General features: G+C 43.8%; 1 tRNA gene. It reads left to right on the plus strand.

Annotated elements, in window-relative coordinates:
- The first annotated feature begins 74 nt into the window (after nucleotides 1-74).
- Nucleotides 75-151: transfer RNA gene (locus AB4371_RS22275), tRNA-Trp, on the plus strand.
- The last annotated feature ends 68 nt before the right edge of the window (nucleotides 152-219 follow it).

Consider the following 219-nt stretch of genomic DNA (forward strand, 5'->3'; position numbering starts at 1 on the left):
GTCCACTCCGCCACTTATTCGATAACCTCGCCTAGTGCGAGGTTTTTTTTCGAATCTGAAGTAATGAAAGTTTTAGGGGTGTAGCTCCAATTGGCAGAGCAGCGGATTCCAAATCCGCGTGTTGGGAGTTCGAATCTCTCCACCCCTGCCATATTTAAGGCTCTAGCAGAAATGCTAGAGCCTTTTTGCTTTCTGAATCTAATACCAATTAAAGTAAAA

The organism is Vibrio sp. 10N.261.51.A3 (assembly GCF_041471965.1).
Taxonomy (GTDB): Bacteria; Pseudomonadota; Gammaproteobacteria; order Enterobacterales; family Vibrionaceae; genus Vibrio; species Vibrio crassostreae_C.